Source organism: Candidatus Thiodiazotropha sp. AKAK2 (genome assembly GCF_058244685.1).
Genome location: NZ_JBSYOP010000007.1, coordinates 1 through 19741 on the forward strand (window position 1 = coordinate 1; position 19741 = coordinate 19741).

Genomic DNA, 19741 nt, shown 5'->3' on the forward strand with positions numbered 1-19741 from the left:
GGATCAGAAAATACAACGAAGAGCGGCCGCATCAGTCACTCGGTAAATTAACACCTGTCGAATACCGAAAGAAATATGAGCAGGAGAACTCTAATTTAGGCTGGCACTAAAATAGGTGGGTTTACAATAGGATTGAAGCTGGCCTGAATCCTGTTGCTTGTTGGTCAGGATTTGTAGGGTAGGGCAAGCACATCTTCAACAAACCATCGATTTGAAGTGCGGTTCCCGCCTTATAACTAAATTCCCAGAATAGGCTTGAACTTCTATGAATCTGTCACTTCAGAGAGATGGATAAAGCTCAGAAGATGCGATTGAGGCCGTTCAATGCCGCAACACGATAGGCTTCAGCCATCGTTGGATAGTTGAAGGTGGTCTCTGCGAAATAGAGCAGGCTGTTGGCCTCGCCCTGTTGGGCCATGATGGCCTGGCCAATGTGGACGATCTCGGAGGCCTGCTCGCCGAAACAGTGGATACCGAGGATCTCCAGGGTCTCCCGGTGAAACAACAGTTTCAGCATGCCGACTTCATGGTCGGTTATCTGGGCACGGGCGATGGTTCTGAAGCTTGCCTGCCCCACTTCGTAGGGGACTTTGCTGGCGGTCAGCTCCCGTTCAGTGCGACCGATCGAGCTGATTTCAGGCAGCGTGTAGATGCCGGTGGGAAAGTCATCGATCAACTGCCAGTCCGCACTGCCGGTGGCGATCTGGGCACCGACAAAGCGTCCCTGGTCGTAACTGGCACTGGCCAGGGCAGGTGGGCCGACCACATCGCCGACCGCATAGATGTGGGGCAGTGAGGTGGCATAGGTTTTGTCGATCTCGATCTGACCCCGGTGATTGACCGCTACCCCGATCTCATCCAGTCCCATGTTTTCCGTATTACCGCTGCGCCCATTGGCCCACAGCAGGTAGTCTGTCTTGAATTTCTTGCCAGACTTGCAGTGAAGCACCACACCGTCATCGACGGCCTCCACCTGTTCATAAACCTCATCATGGCGGATTAGAGTACCCTGATTGCGCAGGTGATAACTGAGCGCATCGGTGATCTCATCATCAAGAAATGAGAGCAGGCGGTCCCGGGTGTTGACCAGGTTCACTTTGACATCAAGATTGCAAAAGATCGAGGCATACTCACAGCCGATAACGCCTGCACCATAGATGGTAATCGAGTCCGGTGTGGTATCGAGACGCAGTACTGAGTCACTATCGAGAATCCTGGGGTGGTTGAAGTCGATATCTGCTGGTTGGTATGGACGGGATCCTGTAGCGATCACAAAGTGTTCCGCCGTAATCTCTTCGCTGACGCCACTCGGCTGAACAATTTCGATCCGGTGCGTATCGATGAATCCGGCCCGGCCATGGATCACGTCAATCCGATTTCTGGCATAGTGGCGCAGACGACTGCGCACCTGCTGGTTGATCACCTTGCCCGCGGCCTTCAGCAGATCGGAATACTCAACCTGAACCTGGTCGTGGGTGTGTTGAAAGAGGGGGTTGCGCCGATAATCCCTTAACAGCTGAATATTGTGTCTGAGTGCTTTGGATGGAATGGTTCCCCAGTGGGTGCACCCCCCGCCTACCATATCGTGCGCTTCAATCACGGCAACCCGTTTACCGCTCTTGACCAGCTTCATGGCAGCCCCTTCACCACCGGGGCCACTACCAATTACAACCACATCAAAATGCTTTGCACTCATCGTTTCTCCGCTTCGCTACCGTGCTGACCGGCCACAGTCTAACACTTTTTCGCAGTGCAATATGGCTGATTACTGGATTTTAACTCTCCGTCTCTGCCTGCAGTCTCAGCTTGGGGTATCAGCAACGTTTATGTCTGGTTGCTGGCAAAAGTCGATAAATCTGTCGAGATCCATCGGTTTGGCAATCATATCGCCTTGTACGATATTGCAGGCATAGCGCTTCAGCAGCTCAAAGGTCGACTGCTCTTCAACACCCTCTGCAACCACTTTCAGGCCGAGTTTTCTAGCCATATCGATGGTGCCTTCAACAATCACGGCATCGGTCTTTTCCCGGGTGATGTCCTTGACCAGTATCCGATCGATCTTGATCAGATCGATCGGCAGTTTTTTGATATAGGCGAGTGAGGATTGACCGCTGCCGAAATCATCGATTGCCAGGGTGAAATTCGCCTCGCGCAGTTGTTGCAGTTTACTGATTGTCTCTCCCCAGTCAGGCAGCAACGCGTTTTCTGTGATTTCAAGTAACAGATGTTTCGCTTCAATACCGTAACGGCGTATGGTGGCCTGGATATCCGTGACAAAACTATGATCGGCAAACTGCAGTGGACTGACATTGATTGAGATTTTAAATTGGTCCGTCAACAGGCCTGAATCGGCCAGTCTGTTGAGGTGTTGGCAGACCTGTTCCAGCACCTGTCTGCCCAGTTCGATGATCAGGCCGCTCTGCTCGGCATGCTCGATAAAGTTGTCAGGTGCCACCAGGCCATCCTGCGGGTGGTGCCAGCGGACCAGGGCTTCAGCGCCGATCACCTCTCCATCGATACTGATCAAAGGCTGATAATGGATAACCAGATCATCGTTTTTCAGGGCATTGCGTAGACCCTGCTCCAGGGTCATCAGCAGATGTGCCTGCTCCTGCATTTCGGGATTGTAGAGGCTCATTGTATTGCGGCCGATGGCTTTGGCCCGGTACATGGCGAAATCCGCCCGTTTCAGCAGGTCATCGGCGTTATCCCCATGCAGTGGAAACAGAGCAATCCCGATACTTACCGACATGTGGATCTCCCTGTCGCCAAGCATAAAAGGGCGTGCGAGGGTGACCTGAACCTTCTTGATCGTCAGTTTGGCCAGCCTGAGAGCTTCACTCTCCTGGTCTGCCAGTTCCGGCATCAGCAACACGAATTCATCTCCGCCAAGACGGGTGGCTGTAATCTCATCACTCAGACAGCCGTTCAATCGGAGTGCCAACTGCTTGAGCAGTTCATCGCCTTGCTGGTGACCCATGGAATCATTGAGGGTTTTGAAATTATCCAGATCCAGATAGATCAAAGCGCCGATATGGGAATGGTGGATCGAGCGTGCAATATCCTTGCTCAGGCGTTCGGTAAGCAGACGTCGATTGGGCAGATTGGTGAGCTCATCATGGTAGGCGAGGTGTTCGATGATCTTGCGGGAATGGCGTTGCCTGATGTTCATCGCCAGGGATTCGGATAAATTCCGATTGATACTGATCGCACCTGAAGCCATCACGATCACATAGATACAAAGCATGAAGCCCAGGCCGATATTGGCCGGTCCACCAAGCGTGAAGAGTCTGATGATCAATGGGATGATGACCAGTAACATGTAACCCAGAGAGGCGGGTAACAGGGCCGCTTGAGTTATCACCCCGCCTGCGGCCATACCGATCAGGCTGGCTATGATTATGGTCTGATGGAAAGACTGTTCTCCCAGTGGCACCAGTAGAAATGCAGCGGACCCCCAGATGGCGCCTGAAGCCAGCGTGCCGGCAACAGCCCGTTTTCGCCAGATCTTCAGGGAGCCCTCTGTGGATTTTCGGGCTTGATAGACACGGTAGGTGTAATATCGGTAGAGGCTTAAACCGAGCATACCGGAGAACCAGCCAACTAGAATCTGCCACTGAATCACAGACCACTGGGCAACCACGATTACGCTGGTGTTGATCATGATCGCACTCAGCGAGGCGGGCAATCCGGTAAAAGACAGCTCTACCTGGTTCTCCCTGAGACGGGCTGCAAAATCGGGTGGTTCGCTGAGTGACGGGTCGGTGTATTCGGTCATCTTTAGAGTTGCTTTGTTTTTATACTCAGTAACTGTTCGCTGAGTGTTGGCGATTTGTTTCCTACCGGGCAGATGAACCGCTCACTTCTGGTCTACCACCCCAATGGATTCTGTACCATAAAGATTTCCAGCTTGCTGAGTAGCTGGATGGTACCCAATCTGTGGCATGGTGAAACAGTGCCCTGATCCTGTATCAATTAATAATCCCTGTTCCGGACCTTGTCTGGCTCAAACAGCCGGTTCGTCCATTTTCAGCAGTAATCCAAGCTTCTTGATGCGATCGGTCTAGTGCCTGATAACAGGGCATATGGACCGAACTGCCAAGATAATGTCAGAAATTTCACGATGATGATAGGGTGGCTGGCCGATTTTAGCGCCAGATACGGAATATGGTTCGGTGTCTTGGCGAAAGCCTGGTTGTGTAGCCGGTCGGCAGGTCCACAGACTGATCTGGGAGATCTTTCATTGGGCTGGTGTAGCGGTCTGATCTGTCTCCTAAATCGAGCAGTCGATCGATGCGTTCTTCAGGCTCAGGGTGTGTGCGCAATAGAGAAGGCTCCGGCCTCCGATATCCCGGAATGAGCAGCTTTTGCCAGAACCTGCCATGGGGGTAGGCAATTTTGTTCAAGGCATTGGCCAATCCTGCCGGGTCACCTGTCAATTCAGCGGCCAACAGGTCGGCATTGAATTCCCTAATTCTGGAGAGACCGAGTTGCATCACGGCACTCAGAGAGGGGGAGACAATCAGCAGCAGTATGCCCCACAGGGAGAAGGGGGTGTAACCAAGGAACAGCAACGGGAATGTGATCAATAGTAAGATGATTCCCAAGCTGGACATCAGATGAGTCAGCCGGCTGATCAGATCGGCGATACTCATCAGTCGGATGTCATCGTTTGCAAGGTGGGCGGTTTCATGGGCCAGTACCGCAGCTAGCTCGCGCATTGAGAGCAGTTCCAAAATCCCATCAGTCAGCGCAATCGCTGTATCATTTGTACGACCCACGCTGAAAGCATTGGTGGTTTTACTGGGTATCCAGTAAAGGGCCGGGATCGATTTGAGTCTGGCACGACGGCTTAACTCTTCAATCATCATCCAGAGTTGTGGCGCCTGATCAGGACTGATCGGTTTGGCCTGATAGAGATGCAACAACCAACGTGGAGACATATCCGGCAGGACAAAGATGATCACAGTAGTGCCGATGAATACCCACAGCCATAACTCCTGCCCAAACAGCAGTTCCACACAGAGCGCCAACAACAGAGACATGCCGCCAAGCAACAGTAATGTCTGCAGGAAGTTTCTAAATTTATGCTGTGAGATTCGAGTAAAATTCATGATGGGTGATCAATTACCACAGGTTTGGTAGTTTGATAAGGCGTAAACCCTGTTGTTCCCACATTCGGCCAGACCTGTCTGACAGATATTTCTCCTCTCGCTATAGTGGCGCGAAAGTCGTGGTGATTCGTGTTTATATGCGGCAAATCACTGCTTGATCCACTAAATTTCGATCTCCTTATTGAACAACAATCGCCCGGCAACTTTGAGGGCTACGATTTTAGGACCTGCTAATACGAATCTAATGCGCCTTGCTGGATCTGTTTCTGTGCCCAGCAAAAAAGCGGTATGGATGATCATTGATCAAACTGAACCAGGCAGGGTCTGCAATACTATCCGGCCTCCAGACTCTCGATTGTCGCTCACCGCTGCCGGGGTAGACCGATTCGTCATCGCCAAAGGCAAGATCTTAATGGTTACCAGGATAGTGCTCGATCAGGTAACGGATAGAGTCAGCCTGATCGTGAGTGGACCTATTTGAATTGACGGGGTGACATAAGGTTACAGATATCCTCATGAGCCGTCATTGCTCCTTGGATGTCCGGTAACAGATTCCGATGTCTGCCATCTGTCATTTTAACGTAAATCAATGAGAACGCTGTGACGCTCGACTGTTTCGGCTGCGTGTTTTTGGTGCGAAGCGGTTGCCAGCGTGCACCATTCTGCTTCGTGTTCCAAGGATGAAGCGATCGGGGATTAGATGTTGTTTTGGTTAAAGTATTGAATATTGGTCAATTAATTTCATTGGCCTGGGTTTTGCAAAGTAGTTTGCGTCCGTGCCCTTGTTATCAGGACAATACAATTTAACCGAAATAGAAAGCTAGGGTTCCGATCCGGCTCAATACCAGACAAGGTGGTGAGCTGCGATGACTGGTCCAAGAGCGTTCGACCTCTCCCTCTCAGTGCAGGGTATGGGTTACACGGCGGGATAAAAGCCCGGGAGACTTGCTTGGTCTGACTGCCAAGGGTGCTCCGTGTAGACAGATGTAACTGAGAGGTTCTTCATGAAACGTTTTGCCGCATTAATTCTCGCACTTTCTCTTAGCTCTGTGGCTCAGGCCGCCGACAGTTTCAAAATATGCTGGTCGATCTATGTCGGTTGGATGCCCTGGGCCTATGGGGCAGAGCAGGGCATTGTCAATAAATGGGCTGATAAATACGGTATCGATATCGAAGTGGTGCAGATCAACGACTATATCGAATCGATCAATCAATACACAGCGGGTGAGTTCGACGCCTGTACCATGACCAACATGGATGCCCTGACCATTCCAGCTGCCGGTGGTGTGGACAGTACCGCACTGGTGGTGGGTGACTTCTCCAACGGTAACGACGGGGTGGTGCTGAAAGGCAAGGACAAGCTGGCCGATATCAAAGGGCAGCAGGTTAACCTGGTGGAGTTGAGTGTCTCGCACTATCTGCTGGCCCGTGGTCTGGAGAGTGTTGGTTTGAGTGAAAAGGATCTCACTGTGGTGAATACCTCCGATGCGGATATGGTTGCCGTCTACGGCACCGATGATGTCACTGCCGTTGCTACCTGGAATCCTCTGCTGAGTGAGATCACATCCATGCCAAAGAGCACCAAGGTGTTCGATTCCTCGATGATTCCGGGCGAAATTATCGATCTGCTGGTAATCAATACCGAAACACTCAAGGCCAACCCGAAACTGGGTAAGGCGCTGGTGGGTGCCTGGTATGAAATCATGTCTGTCATGAGTGGCTCCGATAAGGCTGGCGTCGATGCGAAAACCCATATGGCAACCGCATCCGGTACCGACCTGGCAGGCTATGAAGCACAACTGGCCAGTACCGAGATGTTCTATACTCCGGCGGCGGCTCTGGAGCTCACCAACAGTAAAGAACTGCTGGCCACCATGGAGCATGTCGCCAACTTCTCCTTCGATCATGGCCTGTTGGGTGACGGTGCGCCGGATGCGGGTTTTATCGGTATCGAGATGCCTGCCGGCACCTTCGGTGATAAAGGCAATATCAAGTTCCGCTTTGACCCCAGCTACATGACCATGGCTGCGGAAGGCAAGCTCTAACTGGATATTGTTAGATTTAGCAAACCATCAGTTGACTCGGGCAATGCAATTTTGATTCGACATCCCGGCAAAGGCCGGGATGTCGATGAGTGAATTAATCATTGCGGCCTGAAGCTGATCGATTGTTGCGGAGATTTCATCCTCCTTAATTACCATTGGATGCTCAATGCCATAGCTTTGCATGCAGGCTGGCCGGTGGAGTTTGTTTCGAGAAACCCTATGAAGAAATTCATCAATCAACACCCGGGCAGGGCATTCAAGCTGTTATTGGGTATCGCACCCTTTGTGCTTTTGATCCTGCTCTATGTGATGGGTTCGGATGCCCGTCTGGAAGTGAATCCGAATGACAAACTGTTACCCAGCATGAGTCAGATTGCCGATGGTCTGGAACGGATGGCCTTCGAGCCCAGCAAACGATCCGGCGAGTATCTGTTCTGGCAGGATACCGCCAGCAGTCTGACCCGTCTCGGTTTGGGAATCCTGATTGCGGCAATGCTTGGGTTGCTGATCGGTCTGGTGACCGGCGCACTGCCGATGATCGCTGCTTCCCTTTCGCCATTGCTGACTGTGGTCTCGCTGATACCACCGCTGGCGATTCTGCCGATTCTGTTCATTGTTTTCGGTCTCGGCGAACTCTCTAAAGTGGTTTTGATCGCCCTCGGCATCACACCCTTCATCGCCCGGGACATTCAACGACGCACTCAGGAGATTCCCTTCGAGCAGTTGGTAAAAGCCCAGTCACTGGGCGCCAATACCTCGCAGATCATGATTCGGGTGCTGCTGCCCCAGATCATGCCAAAACTGTTCGATGCGGTGCGCTTGTCGCTCGGTGCAGGCTGGCTGTTTCTGATCGCGGCGGAAGCGGTCGCTGCAACAGACGGTCTGGGGTATCGGATCTTCCTGGTAAGGCGTTACATGGCGATGGATGTGATTCTTCCCTATGTGGCCTGGATAACCATCCTCGCATTTCTCATTGATGTGACTCTGCGGAAGCTGACGAAAAAACTCTTTCCTTGGTATGTGCAGGGAGGTAAGTCATGAGTGAAACCGATCAAGATTCCACACCGATGATTCAGGTGAACCAGGTATGGAAGCAGTATGACGACAACATCGTATTGGAACGTCTCAACAAAACTGTCGATGAGGGAGAATTCGTCACCCTGGTTGGCGCCTCGGGTTGCGGTAAGAGTACCTTCTTGAACATGTTGCTGGGCACCGAACAGCCCTCCAAAGGCGAGATACTGCTCGACGGTAAACCGATCCCGAATGAAGCGGGATCGGATCGGGGTATTGTGTTTCAGCAATACTCGGTATTTCCCCATATGACCGTGTTGGAGAATGTGATGGCGACCTGTGGCTTTCAACGTCCAGGCATTACCGGTTATCTGTTCGGTTCGGGGCGAAGTGCAGCCCGTGAGGCGGCTGAGTCGATACTCGAACAGGTCGGTCTCAGTCAGGCGTTGAAGAAGTATCCCCATGAACTCTCCGGTGGTATGAGGCAGCGTCTGGCGCTTGCCCAGGCCCTGCTGGGTAAGCCTCGGATACTGTTGCTGGATGAGTCTTTCGGTGCCCTCGATCCAGGTATCCGATCGGATATGCACGACCTGGTGTTAAACCTCTGGAGTGAACACAAACTGACCGTCTTCATGGTCACCCATGACCTGAAAGAGGGTTTCTATCTGGGCACCCGGTTGTGGGTGTTCGACAAGCTGAGACATGATCCCCAGGCGCCACAAAGGTACGGTGCCGTGATTACCTATGATCTGCCGGTAGGGCATATGGATCAAACAACCTATCAACAGATCGACGACCACTTGAGACCGATACCGGCTCAAGCAGGTTAGTGGAGAGATCAATATGAGCGATATGATCAAGTCGATTGACTATACAACGGAACTACCTGGCGGGGCCCATTGGTCGCTACGTGTACGCCGAGGCAGCATCATGCGGCTGACCGATATAAAAGGCGCAGCCAATCTGGGAATGCTCTTCTACAATCCGGAGAATCTTCTGGAGCGATACAACGCACCGGACACCCTGAAATGCCAACATACCTTTAAGTTGACCAGAGGCAACTGTCTCTATTCGGATATGGGGAGAATCTTTGCTTCTATCGTGGAAGACAGCCTGGGTTGGCATGAGACAGTTGCCGGAAACTCCCATGCCTCACATGTTGAGAGCCTGTGGGGTACAAGGGATTATCAACACGACCGCAACGATTGGAAACAGAACGGCCATGATGCCTTTCTGGTGGAGCTGGCCAAGTATGGCCTCAGTGCGGCAGACCTTGCCGCCAACATCAACTGGTTCAGCAAAGTAATGGTCAACGATGAGGGTAATCTGCAACTGGCCGCTGATCACAGCCAGGCGGGTGATCAGGTGACTCTGCGCTTCGAGATGGACACACTTGTCATGATGCACACCTGTCCACACCCGATGAACCGTTCGACAGACTATCCGCAAAGCAGGGTGCAGATCGAACTGGGGGTTGCCGAAGCAGTGCAACCGGATGACTACTGCATGCACTTCAGGGCGGAAAATACCCGGGGATTTCAGAATAACGCCCTCTATCATATCGGCATTGGAGAGTAGATGATGATCAAAGAGTCAGAGCTGTTGGCGCAGCAGGCAAGCCGAAGAACCCGGGTTGATGCAGGTGACTATTTCATCGGCATCGTCAAAGCGGGTGAGACGATTCGCATCCTCGATCTGGAAGGTAACCAGGCGGCGGATACCCTGTTCTATTCAGCCGATAATCCGGCAGAGCGCTACAGTGCGATGGATACCATCAGGGAGCAGGGTAACGTCTATCTGACTGCCGGTTCGAAACTCCGCTCGAATGAGAATAACGTGATGCTGGAAGTGGTGGCCGATACCTGTGGCCGTCACGACACCCTTGGTGGTGCCTGTGCCACGGAAAGCAATACTGTGCGCTACGATCTGGAGAAGCGTTGCATGCACGCTTGTCGTGACAGCTGGATGCTGGCAGTGGCGGAACACCCCGAGTATGGCATCAGCAAACGAGATATCACTCATAACATCAATTTCTTTATGAATGTGCCGGTCACCGCAGTGGGGGGATTGACCTTTGAAGACGGTATTTCCGCTCCGGGAAAGTATGTGGAGCTCAGGGCCGAGATGGATGTGATTGTGTTGCTTTCAAATTGTCCTCAATTGAACAACCCCTGTAACGGTTACAACCCGACCCCGATCGAGTGTCTGATCTGGGGTAGTGCCTGAACAGATTGCCGCATTGATTAACGAAGGATCAGTGGACGACCACTGATGACGCTTTTTTTAACCGGGACGACCCGGTCAAGGTAAGCATGTTTTCCAAAGTAATGATCGCCAACCGTGGTGCCATCGCAACACGGATCATCCGCACCCTGCAAAGACTCCATATCCCATCCCTGGCCGTTTACGCAGAGAGTGATGCGGATAGTCTGCATGTTCGCCATGCAGACCAGGCTTACTCCCTCGGAGATGGGGTGGCCGCCGAAACCTATCTGGATATGGATAAGATCATTGCCATTGCCAAAGCGAATGGTGTCGATGCGATACACCCCGGTTACGGCTTTCTCAGTGAGAATGCCTATTTTGTCAGACGCTGCGAAGCAGAAGGTATCGTCTTCATCGGACCGACTCCGGAGCAGATGGAGCTGTTCGGTTTGAAACACAAAGCCAGGGAGCTGGCACAACAGGCGGATGTACCACTGACTCTGGGCACCGAACTGCTGCAGGATCTCCAGTCCGCGCTGGCATCAGCGGAGAGTATCGGCTATCCGGTGATGCTGAAGAGTACCGCCGGGGGTGGTGGCATCGGTATGCAGTTGTGTCACTCATCTGCAGAGGTGACTGGGGCCTTCGATTCGGTCAAGCGCCTTGGGGCCAACAATTTCGCCAATGACGGGGTATTCATAGAAAAGTTTATCGCCAGGGCCAGACATATCGAAGTTCAGGTTTTTGGTGATGGTGAAGGTGGCGCATTGGCGATCGGCGAACGGGACTGTTCCAGTCAGCGACGTAATCAGAAAGTCGTTGAGGAGTGTCCGGCGCCCAATCTCACCGATGAGATACGCCAACAACTCTATCGCACCGCCGAATCCCTGCTCTCCAGTGTCCACTATCGGAATGCAGGCACGGTTGAGTTTATCTATGATGCGGATACGGATGCGTTCTACTTTCTTGAGGTCAACACCCGTCTGCAGGTGGAACACGGGGTGACGGAGGAGGTCTACGGGGTCGATCTGGTGGCGTGGATGATCAGACAGGCTGCAGGCGATCGTGTCGATCTGCAGCGTGAGCGTTCCACCCTGTCACCACAAGGCCATGCGGTCCAGGTCAGACTCTATGCGGAAGATCCCTATCGGGGTTTTCAACCCTCACCTGGACTGTTGACCGAGGTAGTGTTTCCCGATGACAAGGATGTGAGGATAGACCACTGGATCGAGTCGGGTGTCGAAGTGCCCGCCTATTTTGACCCCATGCTGGCGAAGGTGATTGTCCATGCTGCTGAGCGGAAGGCAGCATTTGCAAAACTCCAGGCCACACTCGCGGCAATCCGACTCTATGGCAGTGAGACCAATCTGGACTACCTGTCGGTGTTGAGTCGGGATCCTTTGCTGCTGGCGGGCGAAGTGACGACCCGCTATCTCAATGATTTTGTCTATACCCCGAGCCGTATCGATGTGATGCAGGGAGGAACCCAGACCACCATTCAGGACTATCCCGCAAGAACGGGTTACTGGGATGTGGGTGTGCCTCCATCGGGTCCTTTCGACAACTACTCCTTTCAGCTGGCCAACCGGCTGCTGGGCAATCCAGCCGGGGCGGCCGGCATGGAGATCACCATCCAGGGGCCTAGCCTGAAGTTCAGCTGTGATAGCCGGATTGCACTCACCGGTGCGGAGATCGAAGCGCGCCTCGATGGTGAACCTTTGGCGATGTGGAGCGCGGTGGAGATTCATGCCGGGCAGACACTCACCCTGGGCAGAATCAAACAGCAGGGGGCGAGAAGTTATCTGGCGGTTAGCGGCGGCATTCACTGCCCGGACTATCTGGGTTCCAAATCGACCTTCACCCTGGGACAGTTCGGCGGCCACAACGGCCGGGCTCTGCGAGCTGGTGATGTGTTGAGGATCGCCTCATCCGACAACCTGACCGACCAGAAAACGATCGCTGAAAATGCCAGGCCACAGATAACCCATGAGTGGCAGTTGCGGGTGATCTATGGTCCCCACGGCGCCCCGGTTTTTTTTACTCAGCCGGATATCGACCGGTTCATTTCACACCAGTGGGAAGTCCACTACAACTCCAGCCGTACCGGAATCCGTCTGATCGGACCCAAGCCCGAGTGGGCGCGTAAGGATGGCGGGGAAGCGGGACTCCATCCCTCGAATATTCATGATAACGCCTATGCCTTCGGTACAGTGGATTTTACCGGTGACATGCCGGTGATACTCGGACCGGATGGTCCCTCACTGGGCGGTTTTGTCTGTCCGGCAACCGTGATCCAGGCCGATCTGTGGAAGCTGGGGCAACTGCGTGCCGGAGATAAAGTCAGCTTTGTGCCGGTGGATCTGGAAACGGCCGTCAGGCTGGAACAGGATCAGATCGAAGCTGTTGCCCAGTTGAGACCGCTGACCGATCAATACCAGCCCACTGAGATCACCACCCCTGTCGTGGGACAGCTTGGAAGCAGTGAATATGGTGTCGATGTGGTCTATCGTCTTGCCGGCGATCACTTCATGTTGGTGGAGTATGGCGAACAGGCACTGGATATTTCACTGCGATTTCGTGCCCATGCATTGATGCAGTGGTTACAGCAACATCCTCTCATTGGGCTGCAGGAAATGACCCCGGGGATTCGCTCACTACAGATTCACTACGATGCTCAACGACTCAGTCAGCGCAAACTGCTGCTCCATCTGAAGACTGCGGAGCACGCACTGGCGAGTCAGATCGATCAGCTCCATGTGCCCTCGAGGATTGTGCATATACCCCTCTCATGGGATGACGAAGCCTGTCATAAAGCAATTGAAAAGTATGATCAGTCGGTGCGCAAGAATGCACCCTGGTGCCCCAGTAACCTGGAGTTCATACGTCGCATCAATGGGCTTCAAAGCATCGATGATGTGAAACGGATTGTGTTTGAGGCCTCCTACCTGGTGATGGGATTGGGTGATGTCTATCTTGGTGCACCGGTCGCTACGCCGGTGGATCCCCGTCATCGGTTGGTGACCACCAAATACAATCCAGCCAGAACCTGGACCGCAGAAAATTCAGTGGGTATCGGCGGCTCCTATCTCTGTGTCTATGGCATGGAAGGGCCGGGAGGATATCAGTTCGTCGGACGCACTCTGCAGATGTGGAACCGTTACAAACAGACAACGGCCTTTGAAAAACCCTGGCTGTTGAGATTCTTTGATCAGATACGTTTTTATGAAGTCACTCAGGATGAGCTGGTCACCATTCGCAAAGACTTTCCCCAGGGTCGCTATCCGATAAAGATTGAGGAGAGTCGTTTCAGTCTGACTGAATACCAGGCGTTCATCCATTCACAGCAAGCTGAGATCGAAGCATTCCGTCAACACCGGCAGCAGGCCTTCGAAGCCGAGCTCGCCCAATGGCATGCGGATGGACAATTCAACTTTGAAGTGAACGAACAGACCGAAGAGCAGACAGATAGCAGTTGGCCGGAAGAGAGTCTGGTGATCGACAGTCCGATCAGCGGCAGTGTCTGGCAGACGGAGGTCAGTGTCGGCCAACAGGTGAAAGCGGGTGAGTGTCTGATGATTCTGGAGTCGATGAAAATGGAGATTCCGGTCTATGCCTCGGCCGACAGTACGGTTACCCATGTGTTGCTGGAAAATGGACAGCGAGTCGGAGCAGGGCAGGCCTTGGTCGTCCTGCAGGAGGGTTAGCTCATGACAACAGACTTTCCCTATGAGATGACCATCTCTGCACTACGCAGAGCCTATCTTAGCGGCAGTCTGACACCTGAGCAGGTGATGCAGACGATCCGTAAGCGTGCCTCGGAGTATGAGGATTACAACATCTGGATCCATCTGCTCAGTGAAGCAGAGCAGGCACACTATCTCGATCGATTGCAACAGCTCGATCTGGCGCGCTTCCCCTTATGGGGCATTCCCTTTGCCATCAAAGATAATATCGATCTCAATGAGATCCCGACCACAGCGGCCTGTATCGAGTTTGCCTATACCCCGACGGCATCCGCGACCGTGGTTGAGCGATTGATTGCCGCCGGTGCCATCCCGGTGGGTAAAGCCAATCTGGATCAGTTTGCCACCGGCCTGAACGGTACCCGGTCCCCCTGGGGTGCCTGCAGTAATGCTTTCAAGCCGGACTATATCAGCGGTGGATCCAGTTCCGGTTCCGCTGTGTCGGTTGCTCTTGGATTGGCCTGCTTCAGTCTGGGTACCGATACCGCCGGATCGGGCCGGGTGCCAGCCTGTTTCAACAACCTGGTCGGATTGAAACCAAGCCGGGGTCTGTTATCCACCAAAGGCCTGGTGCCAGCCTGCCGAAGTCTGGATTGCATCACCGTCTTCGCCTGCGACACCGACGATGCCAATCTGGTGCTGTCGGTGGCTGAAGCCTATGATGCGGATGACGAATACAGCCGCAACAATCCGTTTCAGAATCAGCAGCGGCACTATGGTGAGCGGCAAGGACCGCTGAAGATCGGTGTCATCCCCGGGAAGCAGTTGAACTTCTTCGGTGATCAGGCCTATCAACAAGCTTACCGTGATACCCTCAAGCAACTTGAAACAGACGGGATCGAATTTGTCGAGATTGAGTATCAACCCTTTGCCGAAGCAGCCAGACTACTCTATGAAGGGCCCTGGGTGGCAGAGCGTTATCTGGCAACCCAGCCTTTGATCGATGACAACCCGGAAGCACTGTTTCCGGTCGTGCGGGAGATTATCGAACCCGGTAAGGCATTACAGGCCAGCAGCCTGTTCGAAGCTCAATACAGATTGAGCGGGTTGAAGGCAATCTGTGATCGACAACTGGCAGCGGTCGACTGTCTGCTGACACCCACCGCAGGCACCTGTTTTACCATCGAGCAGATGTTGCAAGAGCCTATTCTGCGTAACAGTCAGTTGGGTTACTACACCAACTTTATGAATCTGCTGGATCTGGCTTCAGTGGCCGTGCCGACGCAGATGACCGCTTCCGGTCTGCCTTTCGGCATTACCCTGGTCGGCGATGCCTTTACAGACCGGGCCCTGCTCTCCATTGCGAAACGGATTCACCGACAGTTTGAGTTGAAAATCGGTGCCTCCCAGTATGAACTTCAATCAACTGCTCAACCATCAGTGGGTGACTACAATAAGATCGACGTTGTGGTGTGTGGCGCCCATCTGCAGGGCCTGCCGCTTAACTGGCAGTTAACGGAACGTGGCGCCACACTTAAAGCTAAAACCGAAACAGCCCCGATCTACAGAATGTATGCCTTGCCAGGTGGACCACCCGCAAGACCCGGATTGATACTGGATGAAGCAGCGGGTGAGGCGATCGAAGTCGAAGTCTGGTCGATGCCACAGAGTCAGTTCGGTAGTTTCGTTGCAGCCATTCCATCGCCACTCGGTATTGGTAAGTTGCAACTTGCCGATGGTACCGAGGCGAGCGGTTTCATCTGTGAACCTTATGCGATTTCCAACGCAGAAGAGATTACCGGTTATGGTGGTTGGAAGACTTATCTGAACAGGTAGTCCTGTTCGATTGGGTGAAGCAAGTTATCCAGTTACCCCTCAACCACCGCCTCCCGCAACAGATCGGCAAACGCCTGAGCTGCCGGTGAGAGGGTGCTGCCGCGACGGGCAATCACCGCCAGCTCTCTCTCGACCTTGAAATCCTTGACCTCGATCTCCGCCACATCCTCCAGGCTGTCCACTCCGAGCTGACTGACGAAGGCCAGATTGCCCGTGGTGGCCACCATCCTAAGGATGGCGGGGATCGAACGAAGCTCCATCACCACATTCATTTCTACACCCGCATCCCGCAGTGTGGCATCGATGATCTGGCGAACCGCAGTATCCGCTTCAAAGCCGACAAAGGAGATGCCATCCAATGCGCTGGCACTGATGCGGCGTTTTTTCGCCAGAGGGTGCTGTTTCGGCCCGACCAGCACGATCCGGTCGGTGAGCAGAGGCCAGACTTTGAGATCCCGGTTTTTTACCGGCATGGTCACCAATCCCAGTTCCAGGCGGCCATTGATCACGTCCTCGGCCACCTCATTACTACCGGCCTCTTTCAACTGAAACTTCACGGCCGGATGGCTGCCCTGAAAGGAGGCGATTGCTTTCGGCAGAAGAAATGAGACTGCGGTGGCACCACCGCCGATTCTCACCGTGCCTCCTTCGAGACCCTGGTGTGCTCTGACCTGGTCCCTAAGGTGGTCGTATCGGGCAATCAGGATGCGGGCCTCGCTCTCCACCAGGCGACCGATTTCAGTCAACTGCACCCCCTTGCGACCGCGGGAGAACAGCTCAGCACCAAAATAATCCTCCAGTTGCTGCAAGCGGCGGGAGAGGGCAGGTTGCGTGAGACCGATCCGATCCGCCGCTTCGGTGATCGAGCCGGTATCGGCAATCGCTACCAGAGAGCGCATCAACAACAGATCCATGGCGGTTATCTCCAGTCGGGATAATGATCGGATGAGAAAGCTTGCATGGGTTCACTCCTATGGGAGAGGGCAGGGATTTCGAGCCACAAAAACCTAGGATGAAGAGGGCCTGGCGGAATTATAGCATGCAAAATATTTATACAATACATGCGAACAATCAATTATACGTATGATAAACGGTCTGATATCGTGCCCCCATTATCCGGTTGGTTAACCGGAACGATCACCATCGGACAACCGGCATGACTGGCCGTTGGTCCCCTGAACCGAGGAGAGAGATTATGCTCGAAGCCTATCGTCAACATGTTGCAGAACGTGCCGAACAAGGTATCCCCCCACTGCCCCTGAATGCGCAGCAGGTCGCCGATCTGGTTGAGCTGTTGAAGAGCCCGCCAGCGGGAGAGGAGGAGACCCTGCTCGATCTTCTGACCAACCGGGTGCCACCTGGTGTTGACGATGCGGCTTACGTCAAAGCGGGGTTTCTGGCCGCCGTGGCCAAGGGTGAGGCGGCGAGTCCTCTGGTGGACAAGGCCAAGGCAGTGGAGCTGCTGGGCACCATGCTGGGTGGCTACAACATCCAGCCACTGATCGAACTGATGGATGACGCCGAGCTGGGAGAGCTGGCTGCCGAGCAGCTAAAATTCACCCTGCTGATGTTCGATGCCTTCCACGATGTGAAGGAGAAGGCGGATGCAGGAAATGCCAACGCCAAGGCAGTGATGAACTCATGGGCCGAGGCCGAGTGGTTCAAGCGCAAGTCCGATGTGCCGGAAGAGATCAAGCTCAGGGTATTCAAGGTGACCGGTGAGACCAACACCGACGACCTGTCACCGGCCCAGGATGCCTGGTCCCGTCCCGATATTCCCCTGCATGCCCTGGCGATGCTGAAGAATGAGCGTGAAGGCATCAAGCCGGATGAGCAGGGTAAGATCGGCCCGATCACCGAACTCAATTCACTCAAGGAGAAGGGGCTACCCCTGGTCTATGTGGGCGACGTTGTGGGTACCGGCTCCTCGCGTAAGTCAGCCACCAATTCCGTGCTTTGGCACATGGGTGACGACATCCCCTTTGTTCCCAACAAACGCCAGGGTGGTGTGGTACTGGGTGGCAAGATCGCACCGATCTTCTTCAATACCGTAGAGGATTCCGGCGCTCTGCCAATCGAGTGCCCGGTGGAGAAGCTCGCCATGGGTGACGTGATCGTGGTCAAGCCCTATGAGGGTAAGATCGAAACGGAATCCGGTGAACTGCTTTCCGAGTTCAGCCTGAAGACCGAGGTGCTGCTCGACGAGGCGAAGGCGGGCGGTCGTATTCCCCTGATCATCGGCCGCTCGCTCACCGAACGGGCACGTGAAGCGCTCGGCCTGGGTGCCACGGATCTGTTTCGTCGTCCGGTCGATCCGCAGGATTCCGGCAAGGGCTTTACCCTGGCGCAGAAGATGGTGGGCAAAGCCTGTGGGGTAGAGGGTATCCGTCCCGGCACCTACTGTGAGCCACGCATGAGTACGGTCGGTTCCCAGGACACCACCGGCCCGATGACCCGTGACGAGTTGAAAGAGTTGGCCTGTCTTGGTTTCAGTGCAGATCTGGTGATGCAGTCCTTCTGTCATACCGCGGCTTATCCCAAGCCGGTGGACATCAACACCCAGCACACCCTGCCCGATTTCATTCAGAATCGCGGCGGTGTCTCCCTGCGTCCCGGTGACGGCATCATCCACTCCTGGCTCAACCGTATGCTGCTGCCCGATCAGGTGGGTACCGGCGGTGACTCCCACACCCGTTTCCCGCTGGGCATCTCTTTCCCGGCCGGTTCCGGTCTGGTCGCCTTCGGCGCGGCCCTGGGGGTAATCCCGCTGGATATGCCCGAGTCGGTACTGGTGAAATTCAGCGGTGAGATGCAGCCCGGCATCACCCTGCGTGATCTGGTCAACGCCATTCCCTACGCCGCTCTGCAGCGGGGTCTGCTGACCGTGGAGAAGAAGGGCAAAAAGAACATCTATAACGGTCGCATCCTGGAGATCCAGGGGCTGCCCGATCTGACTGTTGAGCAGGCCTTCGAACTCTCTGACGCCTCGGCCGAGCGCTCCGCCGGTGGCTGCTCCATCGAGCTCTCCGAAGAGTCGGTGGCGGAATACCTGCGCTCCAACATCACCATGCTGCGCTGGATGATCGACAACGGCTACGAGGATGCCCGCACCCTGGAGCGTCGCGCCCGGGCGATGGAAGCGTGGCTGGAGAATCCAAGCCTGATGCGTGCCGATGCGGATGCGGAGTATGCCGAAGTCATCGAGATCAACATGTCCGAGATCAAAGAGCCTCTGCTGGCATGCCCCAACGATCCGGATGATGTGAAACCTCTGTCGGAGATCGCCGGCACCAAGATCGACGAAGTCTTCATCGGCTCCTGTATGACCAACATCGGTCACTTCCGTGCCACCGCCAAGATGCTGGAGGCCTCCGGCGAGTCTATCCCGACCCGCCTCTGGCTGGCGCCGCCCACCAAGATGGATGAGCAGCAGCTGATGGAGGAGGGTGTCTATAACGTCTACGCCAGTGCCGGTGCCCGCACCGAGATGCCCGGCTGTTCACTCTGTATGGGTAACCAGGCGCGTATTGCGGCGGGTTCAACAGCGGTCTCCACTTCCACACGTAACTTCCCCAACCGCTTGGGGCAGGGCTCCGATGTCTTCCTCTCATCAGCCGAGCTGGCCGCAGTGGCCGCCGTCATGGGTAAGCTACCGACCGTGGAAGAGTACATGGCCTACGCTACCAAGATCGACTCCATGGCACCGGAGATCTACAAGTATCTCAACTTCGACAAGATGGATGAGTATGTGGCATCGGCGAAGCGGGGGCAGGAGATTGCGGTTAAGCTGATCGCTTGATGATCTAGACAGACCGGAGGGATTTGCCTCCGGTCTGTATGAGGC

Annotated in this window: 13 protein-coding genes and 1 riboswitch; of the genes, 9 read left to right on the forward strand and 4 right to left on the reverse strand. The window is 54.3% G+C overall.

Features of this window, described 5'->3' with window-relative positions; all coding sequences use genetic code 11:
• Positions 1-2: 2 nt before the first annotated feature.
• Positions 3-110, forward strand: a complete 108-nt coding sequence (locus tag AC4IE8_RS01870; protein WP_490790165.1) for an integrase core domain-containing protein — start codon at positions 3-5, stop codon at positions 108-110.
• A 188-nt stretch (positions 111-298) separates the two neighbouring features.
• Here the strand turns inward: AC4IE8_RS01870 and sthA are convergent, their stop codons facing one another.
• The 3 genes from sthA to AC4IE8_RS01885 all read right to left on the reverse strand — a co-directional run bounded on the left by sthA (position 299) and on the right by AC4IE8_RS01885 (position 5114).
• Complete coding sequence (gene sthA, locus AC4IE8_RS01875) at positions 299-1696, reverse strand: Si-specific NAD(P)(+) transhydrogenase (RefSeq protein ID WP_490790169.1); 1398 nt, start codon at positions 1694-1696, stop codon at positions 299-301.
• Between the two features lie 105 nt (positions 1697-1801).
• The gene (locus AC4IE8_RS01880) at positions 1802-3778 is read right to left on the reverse strand and encodes a putative bifunctional diguanylate cyclase/phosphodiesterase (RefSeq protein ID WP_490790170.1); all 1977 of its coding nucleotides are present in this window, start codon (positions 3776-3778) and stop codon (positions 1802-1804) included.
• A gap of 370 nt (positions 3779-4148) precedes the next feature.
• The gene (locus AC4IE8_RS01885; RefSeq protein WP_083226082.1) at positions 4149-5114 is read right to left on the reverse strand and encodes a zinc metalloprotease HtpX; all 966 of its coding nucleotides are present in this window, start codon (positions 5112-5114) and stop codon (positions 4149-4151) included.
• An 809-nt stretch (positions 5115-5923) separates the two neighbouring features.
• A riboswitch (guanidine-I (ykkC/yxkD leader) is annotated at positions 5924-6059 on the forward strand.
• A 59-nt stretch (positions 6060-6118) separates the two neighbouring features.
• Here AC4IE8_RS01885 and AC4IE8_RS01890 point away from each other — a divergent pair.
• The 7 genes from AC4IE8_RS01890 to atzF all read left to right on the forward strand — a co-directional run bounded on the left by AC4IE8_RS01890 (position 6119) and on the right by atzF (position 15897).
• Positions 6119-7159, forward strand: coding sequence for a putative urea ABC transporter substrate-binding protein (locus tag AC4IE8_RS01890; protein ID WP_068992027.1), 1041 nt, complete (start codon positions 6119-6121; stop codon positions 7157-7159).
• A gap of 219 nt (positions 7160-7378) precedes the next feature.
• Positions 7379-8200 carry an ABC transporter permease gene (locus AC4IE8_RS01895; protein WP_490790171.1) on the forward strand — a complete coding sequence of 274 codons (822 nt, stop codon included), beginning with the start codon at positions 7379-7381 and terminating at the stop codon, positions 8198-8200.
• A complete protein-coding gene (locus tag AC4IE8_RS01900; protein WP_490790172.1) occupies positions 8197-9003 on the forward strand; it encodes an ABC transporter ATP-binding protein in 807 nt (268 codons plus the stop codon). Before AC4IE8_RS01895 ends, AC4IE8_RS01900 begins: the two co-directional genes overlap by 4 nt.
• 13 nt (positions 9004-9016) lie before the next feature.
• On the forward strand, positions 9017-9751 hold the full coding sequence (locus AC4IE8_RS01905; RefSeq protein ID WP_069006758.1) for an urea amidolyase associated protein UAAP1: 735 nt from the start codon (positions 9017-9019) through the stop codon (positions 9749-9751).
• On the forward strand, positions 9752-10399 hold the full coding sequence (locus AC4IE8_RS01910) for an urea amidolyase associated protein UAAP2 (protein WP_490790173.1): 648 nt from the start codon (positions 9752-9754) through the stop codon (positions 10397-10399).
• An 86-nt stretch (positions 10400-10485) separates the two neighbouring features.
• Positions 10486-14082, forward strand: a complete 3597-nt coding sequence (uca, locus tag AC4IE8_RS01915; protein ID WP_490790174.1) for an urea carboxylase — start codon at positions 10486-10488, stop codon at positions 14080-14082.
• A gap of 3 nt (positions 14083-14085) precedes the next feature.
• Positions 14086-15897: an allophanate hydrolase gene (atzF, locus tag AC4IE8_RS01920; protein ID WP_490790175.1), complete on the forward strand. Its 1812-nt coding sequence runs from the start codon at positions 14086-14088 to the stop codon at positions 15895-15897.
• Positions 15898-15929: 32 nt separating this feature from the next.
• Here atzF and AC4IE8_RS01925 read toward each other — a convergent pair whose 3' ends face one another.
• On the reverse strand, positions 15930-16811 hold the full coding sequence (locus tag AC4IE8_RS01925) for a LysR family transcriptional regulator (protein WP_490790176.1): 882 nt from the start codon (positions 16809-16811) through the stop codon (positions 15930-15932).
• Positions 16812-17092: 281 nt separating this feature from the next.
• On the opposite strand from AC4IE8_RS01925, the gene acnB reads away from it, so the two are divergent.
• Positions 17093-19696 (forward strand): bifunctional aconitate hydratase 2/2-methylisocitrate dehydratase, encoded by a 2604-nt coding sequence (gene acnB / locus AC4IE8_RS01930; protein ID WP_490790177.1) that lies wholly within the window; start codon positions 17093-17095, stop codon positions 19694-19696.
• Positions 19697-19741: the final 45 nt, after the last annotated feature.

Excerpts from the sequence above, each read along its gene's own strand:
- AC4IE8_RS01885 (WP_083226082.1), bottom strand. The coding sequence starts at position 5,114 with ATGAATTTTACTCGAATCTCACAGCATAAATTTAGAAACTTCCTGCAG.
- atzF (WP_490790175.1), top strand. The coding sequence starts at position 14,086 with ATGACAACAGACTTTCCCTATGAGATGACCATCTCTGCACTACGCAGA.
- AC4IE8_RS01900 (WP_490790172.1), top strand. The coding sequence starts at position 8,197 with ATGAGTGAAACCGATCAAGATTCCACACCGATGATTCAGGTGAACCAG.
- AC4IE8_RS01925 (WP_490790176.1), bottom strand. The coding sequence starts at position 16,811 with ATGGATCTGTTGTTGATGCGCTCTCTGGTAGCGATTGCCGATACCGGC.
- sthA (WP_490790169.1), bottom strand. The coding sequence starts at position 1,696 with ATGAGTGCAAAGCATTTTGATGTGGTTGTAATTGGTAGTGGCCCCGGT.
- AC4IE8_RS01905 (WP_069006758.1), top strand. The coding sequence starts at position 9,017 with ATGAGCGATATGATCAAGTCGATTGACTATACAACGGAACTACCTGGC.
- AC4IE8_RS01910 (WP_490790173.1), top strand. The coding sequence starts at position 9,752 with ATGATGATCAAAGAGTCAGAGCTGTTGGCGCAGCAGGCAAGCCGAAGA.
- acnB (WP_490790177.1), top strand. The coding sequence starts at position 17,093 with ATGCTCGAAGCCTATCGTCAACATGTTGCAGAACGTGCCGAACAAGGT.
- uca (WP_490790174.1), top strand. The coding sequence starts at position 10,486 with ATGTTTTCCAAAGTAATGATCGCCAACCGTGGTGCCATCGCAACACGG.
- AC4IE8_RS01890 (WP_068992027.1), top strand. The coding sequence starts at position 6,119 with ATGAAACGTTTTGCCGCATTAATTCTCGCACTTTCTCTTAGCTCTGTG.
- AC4IE8_RS01895 (WP_490790171.1), top strand. The coding sequence starts at position 7,379 with ATGAAGAAATTCATCAATCAACACCCGGGCAGGGCATTCAAGCTGTTA.
- AC4IE8_RS01880 (WP_490790170.1), bottom strand. The coding sequence starts at position 3,778 with ATGACCGAATACACCGACCCGTCACTCAGCGAACCACCCGATTTTGCA.